The 8,104-nt window shown below is 69.1% G+C and carries 8 protein-coding genes; 5 read left to right on the forward strand and 3 right to left on the reverse strand.

The genetic code is table 11. The features are described from left to right. The first annotated feature begins 42 nt into the window (after positions 1 to 42). A complete protein-coding gene (locus ACRDSQ_RS27160) occupies positions 43 to 984 on the forward strand; it encodes a zinc metalloprotease (RefSeq protein WP_431424889.1) in 942 nt (313 codons plus the stop codon). A 72-nt stretch (positions 985 to 1,056) separates the two neighbouring features. Here ACRDSQ_RS27160 and ACRDSQ_RS27165 read toward each other — a convergent pair whose 3' ends face one another. Next, positions 1,057 to 1,692, reverse strand: coding sequence for a TetR/AcrR family transcriptional regulator (locus ACRDSQ_RS27165; protein WP_431424891.1), 636 nt, complete (start codon positions 1,690 to 1,692; stop codon positions 1,057 to 1,059). 105 nt (positions 1,693 to 1,797) lie between these two features. On the opposite strand from ACRDSQ_RS27165, the gene ACRDSQ_RS27170 reads away from it, so the two are divergent. From ACRDSQ_RS27170 to ACRDSQ_RS27180, 3 genes are read left to right on the forward strand one after another with little or no spacing between them, the layout of a single operon-like run. Then, positions 1,798 to 2,721, forward strand: a complete 924-nt coding sequence (locus tag ACRDSQ_RS27170; protein WP_431424892.1) for a patatin-like phospholipase family protein — start codon at positions 1,798 to 1,800, stop codon at positions 2,719 to 2,721. Next, positions 2,718 to 3,611 (forward strand): SDR family oxidoreductase, encoded by an 894-nt coding sequence (locus tag ACRDSQ_RS27175; RefSeq protein ID WP_431424894.1) that lies wholly within the window; start codon positions 2,718 to 2,720, stop codon positions 3,609 to 3,611. Before ACRDSQ_RS27170 ends, ACRDSQ_RS27175 begins: the two co-directional genes overlap by 4 nt. Beyond that, positions 3,608 to 5,089, forward strand: a complete 1,482-nt coding sequence (locus ACRDSQ_RS27180) for a flavin-containing monooxygenase (protein WP_431424895.1) — start codon at positions 3,608 to 3,610, stop codon at positions 5,087 to 5,089. The genes ACRDSQ_RS27175 and ACRDSQ_RS27180 overlap by 4 nt, the downstream gene beginning before the upstream one ends. Here ACRDSQ_RS27180 and ACRDSQ_RS27185 read toward each other — a convergent pair whose 3' ends face one another. Next, a complete protein-coding gene (locus ACRDSQ_RS27185) occupies positions 5,090 to 5,758 on the reverse strand; it encodes a TetR/AcrR family transcriptional regulator (protein WP_431424897.1) in 669 nt (222 codons plus the stop codon). 125 nt (positions 5,759 to 5,883) lie between these two features. On the opposite strand from ACRDSQ_RS27185, the gene ACRDSQ_RS27190 reads away from it, so the two are divergent. Next, a complete protein-coding gene (locus ACRDSQ_RS27190) occupies positions 5,884 to 6,744 on the forward strand; it encodes an esterase/lipase family protein (protein WP_431424899.1) in 861 nt (286 codons plus the stop codon). A gap of 153 nt (positions 6,745 to 6,897) precedes the next feature. On the opposite strand, the gene ACRDSQ_RS27195 is transcribed toward ACRDSQ_RS27190, so the two are convergent. Continuing rightward, positions 6,898 to 8,104, reverse strand: a 1,207-nt coding sequence (locus tag ACRDSQ_RS27195; RefSeq protein WP_431424901.1) for an RNA-guided endonuclease InsQ/TnpB family protein, incomplete at its 5' end; no start/stop codon positions are given.

Here is an 8,104-nt window from a genome sequence, read left to right on the forward strand (position 1 = left end):
AGGTTTCGACGGCCCCTGCCCCCTAAGCCCAAGGAGAAGGCGATGGGACGTCCCCCCACCACCCTGCGCGCAGCAGGTATCGCGACGCTCGCCGCGGCGGCGCTCGCGATGACCCCGCTGGCCTCGACCGCACCGGCTGCCGCGTTCGTCAACGGCAACACCGCCGCGGAGTGCGTCACCCCGCAGCAGAACTCCTCCGCCAGGGGCGGCTGGGGTCCTGACCATGAAGTGATGACGGCCTGGGACATCGCCCGCGTCGAGTCGCAGAGCAAGAAGTTACTGGAGCAGAAGCGCGCCGAGGGCAAGTTCGTCCCGCAGGGCGCCTTTGTCGCGGCCACGATCCCCACCTACGTCCACGTGATGGCGGCCAAGAACGGCCACGGCAACGTCACCGACGCGCAGATCGCCGCCCAGATCGACGTTCTCAACAAGACGTTCGGCGGCCAGGAGTCCTCGCAGGCCTCCAACACCGGCTTCACTTTCACCCTCGCAGGCGTCGACCGTTTCTTCAACGACAACTGGCACAAGGACCGCCAGAGCTCGAAGTACCGCTCGCAGACCCGTCAGGGCGGCATGAACGCGCTGAACATCTGGCTGGTCGACTTCGACTACCTCGGCATCGCCACGTTCCCCTGGAGCGGCAGCGCCGCCGTCGACGGCATCCGCGTCCACTGGGACTCGCTTCCCGGCGGCAGCATCCCCAACTACAACCTGGGCGAGACCGGCACGCACGAGGCGGGCCACTGGCTGGGGCTCTACCACACCTTCCAGGGCGGCTGCACCTCCACCAATGACGAGGTCGCGGACACCCCGGCGCAGTCCAGCTCCACCAACGGCTGCCCCATCGGCCGCGACTCCTGCTCGCTGCCGGGTCTCGACCCGATCCACAACTACATGGACTACTCCTACGACGACTGCTACAACCAGTTCACCGCGGGCCAGAGCCAGCGGATGAGCGACATGTGGACCGCACACCGGGCGTAAGGCGGATTGACGGTGCGCCCCACACTCAAGACGGTGTGGGGCGCACCGCCCATTATCTGTGGGTCGCGGGTCTCATGTGGACAAACGAGAACCCGCTGCTTTGTCGGTTCGCTGCGGCTGGGATGAGCCTGCGAGCATCCGAATCAGGTCCGTCAGCACCGCCACCTCGATCGTCGGGTCGATCGCCCGCTGCAGCCCCAACCCGATCCCCAAGCTCAACAACGCCGTTGCCGCCGCGTCGGCGGGCATGGGCAGGGTGATCCCCAGTTCCTCCGCCTGGGCCGTGATCAACCCGGCGATCAGATCCCGGATCATCCGGTCGCGGTTCGCCAGTTCCTTGCGCACCACGTCATCCCGTCGGGCGCTGATGGCGAACTCGACCTCCAGTGCCGTCCAGCCCACGTTGCCGATGTTCTCCTCGGCCCACTTCTGGAACGCCGACAGGCGCTCGTCGATCGTGTTCGCGCCCGTGATCGCCTCCGCGATCTTGATCGCCTTCTCCGTGTGGATGTCGTCGAGGACCGCGAGGCACAGTTCGTCCTTGTTGCGGAAGTTCGAGTACACCGCGCCCTTCGAGTACCCGGCGGCGTCGGCGACCTTCTCCAGTGAGGTCACCGAGTAGCCCTCGGCGAGGAACATCTCCTTCGCCGTGGCCACCAGGTGTGCGCGCGTGCGCGCCTGGCTTTCGGCTCGCGTCAGTCTCGACATGCCACCACCCTAGCCCTCGCCGGTATCAGGATACCGCTGGTCTTCAGATACGCCTACCGTTGGTATTCGAATACTGTTAGTCTTCGATTGACTCGAGGAGGTGTCATGCGGCGCGGTCTTGTCATCGGATGTGGCGGCACGCTGGGTGCGGCGTGGACGGTCGGCGCGCTGGTCGCGGTCGAGGAGGCGTTCGGCTGGGATCCGCGGACGGCCGACGTGCTGGTCGGGACCTCCGCGGGGGCCGAGTTCGTGACCCTGCTCGGCAGCGGAGTCGGGACAAGCGAACTGCTCGACGCCCACCGCGGACTGCCTGGCGTGCGTGACGCCGTCAGCAAGCATCTTTCGGCTGCTCCGCGCAGGTTTCCGCCGCTTCCACGCGCCCGCTTCGGGTCGCTCAAACTGGCTCGACGCCGTGACGTGGCGGGCATGACCAGGCTGACCGGGTTGCTCCCGATCGGATCCGGCCACCCGGCCTGGCTGGTCGACCTGGTCGACGCTTTGGTTCCGGCCGGTGGCTGGGTGAAGCATCCCGCGGCCTGGGTGGTCGGGTGCGACTACGACACCGGTGAGCGGGTGGCCTTCGGGTCGCCGACCGCGCCCGCCGCCTCGCTGCGCGACGCGATCCGCGCCTCCTGGGCGGTCCCGGGCTGGTTCCCGCCGGTCGAGATCGACGGCCGCCGGTTCGCCGACGGCGGCATCGCCTCGCCCACCTCGGCCGACCTGCTGCTCCCGCTGGGACTCGACGAGGTCGTCGTGCTCGCCCCGATGGCCTCAGCCGATCCCGGGCGGCCCAGGGGGTTGCGCCGCGTCGAGCAGTTGGTGCGCAACCAGATGACCCGCATGGTCGACGTCGAAGTGGCCGCGCTGCGGGCCGCCGGGACGAAGGTGCTGCGCCTCGACCCGGGTCCCGAGGACCTGGCCGCCATGGGCCCGAACTTCATGGACGCCCGGCGCGCCGCCCGCGTGCTGGAGATCTCGCTGCGCACCAGCCGCGCGGCTGTCCGCGACCGCACTGTCCGAAAGGGATGACCGTGGCGATCCTCAAGCGCAGGTACCCGAAACTCGCACTCGCCGACGCCGTGGTGGTGGTCACCGGCGGCGCCCGTGGCATCGGCCGCGCCACCGCGACCGCGTTCGCCGCCCGCGGCGCGACCGTCCACTTGGGCGACCTCGACGGCGAAGCGGCCAAGGAGGCCGCGGAAAGCATCGGCGGCCAAGTCCGGGGGCACGAACTGGACGTGACGTCGCGGCCGTCGTTCGCCGCGTTCGTCGAGGAAGTGCTCGCCGAGCACGGCCACATCGACGTGCTGGTCAACAACGCGGGCGTGATGCCGCTCGGCGGGTTCCTGGAGGAGTCCGACGCGCTGTCGCGCACCACGCTCAACGTCAATATCTGGGGCCTCATCCACGGCATGCGCCTGGTGATGCCGGGCATGATCGCCCGCGGCCGCGGGCACGTCGTCAACATCGCGTCCATGGCGGGCAAGATCCCGCTGCCGGGCATGGCGGTCTACAACGCCAGCAAGTTCGCAGCCGTCGGCCTCAGCGCCGCTGTGCGCCGCGAGTACGCCGACACCGGCGTCAGCGTGAGCGCGGTGCTGCCGAGCGCGGTCCGCACCGAACTCGCCTCCGGCGCGCCGCTCGGCCGGGGCATGCCGACCGTGGACCCGGAGGTGATCGCCGCCGCGGTGCTGGGCAGCTGCCGGACCCGCAAGGCGGAGATCCCCGTCCCCGGTTTCCTTGCCGGCTGGGACATCCTGGACGCGGTGACCCCGGAACCGGTGATGCGCGTGGGCAGGCGGGCGCTCGGCGACCGCCGCGCGCTCACGTCGCTGGACCGCAAAACCCGTGCCGCGTATGAGAACCGAGTCGCGGGCCAAGCCCACGCGCACGCGCTCGCCATCGAGGAGGAACTGTGAGGCCAGACCACGAGGTCGTCGTCGTCGGCGCCGGATTCGGCGGCATGGGGGCGGCCATCGAGTTCAAGCGCCAAGGCGTCAAGGACCTGCTGATCCTCGAACGCGAGGACGACCTCGGCGGCACGTGGCACGTCAACCGGTACCCGGGCCTCGCGGTCGACATCGCGTCGGTGACCTACTCGTACTCCTTCGAGCCGAACCCGCACTGGACGCGCCTGTTCGCCCCCGGCGCGGAGCTCAAGCGCTACGCCGAGCACGTCGCCGACAAGTACGACCTGCGCCGCCACATGCGTTTCGGGTCGGTCGTCGAGGGCGCCCGGTGGGACGAGGACACTCACCTGTGGACAGTGGCCATCGCGGGCTCGACCCCGGTGACGACCCGCTACCTGGTGACCGCCACGGGATTCCTGTCGCAGCCGCACACCCCGGACATCCCCGGCATCGACACGTTCGAAGGCGAGATCATCCACACCACGGCGTGGAAGGACGACTACGACCTCGCGGGCAAGCGCGCAGCCGTCATCGGCACCGGCGCCACCGCCGTGCAGCTGATCCCGGAGCTGGCCAAGACGGTCAAGCACCTCACCGTCTTCCAGCGCACCGCGATCTGGGTCGTCCCCAAGATCGACGGCCGCATCCCGCCCGCTGTCCGGCGCCTGTTCGCCAAGGTGCCGATCACCCAGCGGGTCGCCCGGCTGTTCAACACCGCGCTGCTCGAAGTGCTGATGGTGGCGGGGGTGCTGCACTACAAGAAGGTCCCGATCGCGGGCCGCTCCGCCGCGGCGCTGGCCAAGCGGCACCTGCGCAACCAGGTGCGCGACCCCGAGCTGCGCCGCAAGCTCACCCCCGACTACGACTTCGGCTGCAAGCGCCCCACGTTCTCCAACACCTACTTCCGCGCGTTCACCAAGCCGCACGTGCACCTGGAGACCTCGGGCATCGACCGGATCGAGCCGGACGGCATCGTCGCGGGCGACGGCACCAAGACCAAGATCGACACCTTGGTCCTGGCGACCGGCTTCAACCTCTGGGACGTCAACTTCCCGGCCATCGAGATCATCGGCCGCGAGGGCCGCGACCTCGGGAAGTGGTGGCGCGACACCAGGTTCCAGGCCTACGAGGGCATCACCGTGCCGAAGTTCCCGAACTTCCTCACCCTGGCCAGCCCGTACTCCTACAGCGGCCTGTCCTACTTCACCACCATCGAGACCCAGATGCGGCACATCCACCGGCTGTTCGGCGAGATGCGCAAGCGCGAGGTCGACACGTTCGAGGTCACCGAGCGGGCCAACGACGAGTTCCTCGACCGGGTCACCGCCAAGCTCGACGACTCGGTGTTCTACGCGGGCAGTTGCTCCACGGCCCGCAGCTACTACTTCAACCAGCACGGCGAGGCCGCGATCCTGCGCCCCACCTCGACCCTCAACGCGCTGCGTGAAGCGGGCCGATTCCCGCTGGACGACTACACCTACGCCTGATCAGGCCGACCGCACCCGGCGCACACCGGGTGCGGTCAGCCCGAACCGCACTACCCGGGTGAAGTCGACGAGGTCCCCGACCAGGGCGTCCACATCGGACGCCTTGGTCAGGTCCGCGTCGAGCATCCAGTCGCCGAGCATGTCGAACATGCCGCCGATCATGCCGATGGCCATCCGGTGGGTGTCGACGCCGAGTTCGCCCGTTGGCACGCCGTACTTCTGCCACACCGACTCGATGAAGGCCGCCGCCCACCGGCGGTTGGACCGGCGCTCGCGCTCGACCGCGGGGGACAGGCCCGCCGCCTCGCCGAAGCTCGCCTTGGCGATGCGCGGGTCGTCGAGGAAGGCGTGGACGAAGGTGGAGACCAGCAGCTCCATGGCCCGGTCCTCGTCCGCGGGCGCGTCGCGCAGCGCCTCGACCATCGCCGCGGTGGCCCGCTCGGTGATGCGGCGCAGCAGGGCGATGTAGCAGTCCTCGCGGCTGTCGAAGACCTCGTAGAAGCTCTTGGTCCCCACGTACGCGGCTTGGCAGATCTGCTCGATCGACGTGTTGTGGTAGCCGTCGGTGGCGAACAGCTGCAGGGCGGCGTCGAGCAGCTGGTCGCGCCGCGCCTGTTTGCGCTGCTCCGCGTCGAGACCGCGGATGCGGCGCCCGGGTGGGGACGTCATGACTCCACGCTACCGGCATCGATACAGTTCAAACAGGGTGACCGATTAGTAACAAGAGCTCTTGTTCGGAACCAGTCATCGTGCTCTACTCGTGGTCTCGTCCCGTCGCGCCACAGGAGCCGCAGATGCGACCGAAGATCCTCCGAATCGCCCTCGCGGCCGCGCTGGCCACCGGCGCCGTGCTGGTCGCGGCACCGGGAGCGACCGCCGCCCCGACCTCCGGCTTCGACGACTGGACGTGCCGCCCCTCGGCCGCCCATCCCAATCCCGTCGTGCTGCTGCACGGTCTCGGCGGCAACGGCCCCGGCAACTACTCCTACCTCGGCCCCCAGGTCGCGGCGGCGGGCTACTGCGCCTTCTCGCTCACCTACGGCCAGGCCAGCCCGGCCTTCCCGGTCGGTGGGACGGTGTCGATCACCAAGTCCGCGCCGGAGATCGCCGCGTTCATCGACCGCGTGCTCACCACCACCGGCGCGGCCAAAGTGGACATCGTCGGCCACTCCGAGGGCGGCTTCCACTCGCTCTACGGCCCCAAGGTCCTCGGCTACAGCTCGAAGGTCGGCCACGTCGTGGCGATGGCCCCACCCACGCACGGCACCACGTTCGGCGGACTCGTCAGCGTCGGCGACTTCCTCGGACTCCGGCCGGTCGTCGACATCGTGCTCGCCACCTTCGGCTGCCAGGCCTGCCCGGAGATCCTCGTCGGCGGCTCCGCCGTCCAGGCGCTGACCGACGGACCCATCGCCCAGCCCGGCGTCGAGTACACGATCATCGCCACCAAGTACGACGCCCTGGTCACTCCACACGAGACGTCCTTCGTGCGTGAGCCGGGCGTGCGCAACCTGTTCGTGCAGGACATGTGCCCGTTCGACCCGGTCGGCCACGTCGGCCTCGCCTTCGACAGCGGCGTCGCGCAAATGGTGATCAACGGACTCGACCCGGCCGCCGCCAAGCCGGTGGTCTGCGGCTTCGGCCCGCCCCTGTAACGGCCTCGCCTCGCGCGCCGGGGCGATCCACGCCAAGATCAAGTGCGAACCGGCAGCAGTCGGAAATGGCGGCGACATGTAAGACTGTTGCGCCGAGCACTTGGTGGTGTTGGCATCCTCCCCCGGCTGAATCCGGAGGATTCCAACCGCCGCCTACCGCGCAAGGAGGTGGTGGCGTTGAGGTTCACGGTTCGCAAGCCCGCCCAACGGCGGGCCTCCCCGTGCAGTCACGGCATGCCCGGCCGCGAATCGAATATTCAGTGCGGCGTTCACATCCGCGTTGGCGGCGAAGCCGCAGGATCGGCAGCGGTAGGCGGCTTGGCTCTCGCGCGCCTCCCGATCCACGATCCCGCATGCCGAGCAACGCTGACTGGTGAATCGCGGGTCGACCTTTACCGCCCGGCCCGGAGCCTTGTGCTCCAGTCGGGTCACCAGCAGGCCCCACCCGTTGGCGAGGATGCCTCGGTTCAGGCCTGCCTTCTGCCGTACACCCCGGCCAGGGGCGTCGATCGTGCCCTTCGCCGACCGAGTCATATTGCTGATCTTGAGGTTCTCGACCGCGATCACGTCGAAGTCTCGGGCGAGGCGGGTGCTGGTCTTCTCGATCCAGTCTTTGCGCCGGTCGGTTTCGCGGGCCTTGAGCTTCGCGATGGCCGTCTTGACCTTGCCTCGCCGGTTGGAGCCGCGTTGCGCCCGGGCGAGCTTGCGCTGCAACCGCAGCAGCCGCGCCTTCTCGGTTCCGCGCAGAGTGGGCGCGGACAGCAGTTCGCCGGTGGACAACGCGGCCGACACCACGACTCCGCGGTCCAACCCCACCACCGCACCTGTGCCCGGTCCCACGATGGGCTCGGGTGGAACGGCGAACGCCACATGCCAACGCCCCGCCCGGTCGCGGCTGATGCGGTAGGACTTCACACCGTCGGGAACCGCTCGGGACCAGCGGAATCGCACCCACCCGATCTTGGGCACCTTGACCTCGCCGACATGGCGGGACATGCGCAGCACGTCGCCCGCTTTAACCGCCACGATTCGGAATCCCTCGGCCCGTCCGCGTCGCCGCCAGGTTGGGCGCTGGTGGGTGCGGCCGAAGAAGTTCGTCACCGCTTGAGCGAAGTCCCGCAAGGCCTGCTGCTGCACCATCACCGACCCGGCGGCCAACCATGGGTTCGCCGCTCGCGCCTCGGTCAGCTGGCGAGCCTGCTCGACGTATCCCGGCGCGGCCCTGCGCCCCGGACTCCAGTGCGCGTGCTGCTCAACGGCAAGGTTCCACACGAACCGGGCATGCCCGCAGTGCTCCAGCAACGCCTGCTCCTGGGCGGGGGTCGGTTGGAGACGGAACTGGGACATGCCGATCAACCTA

Source organism: Actinokineospora sp. (assembly GCF_050699995.1).
Lineage (GTDB): Bacteria > Actinomycetota > Actinomycetes > Mycobacteriales > Pseudonocardiaceae > Actinokineospora.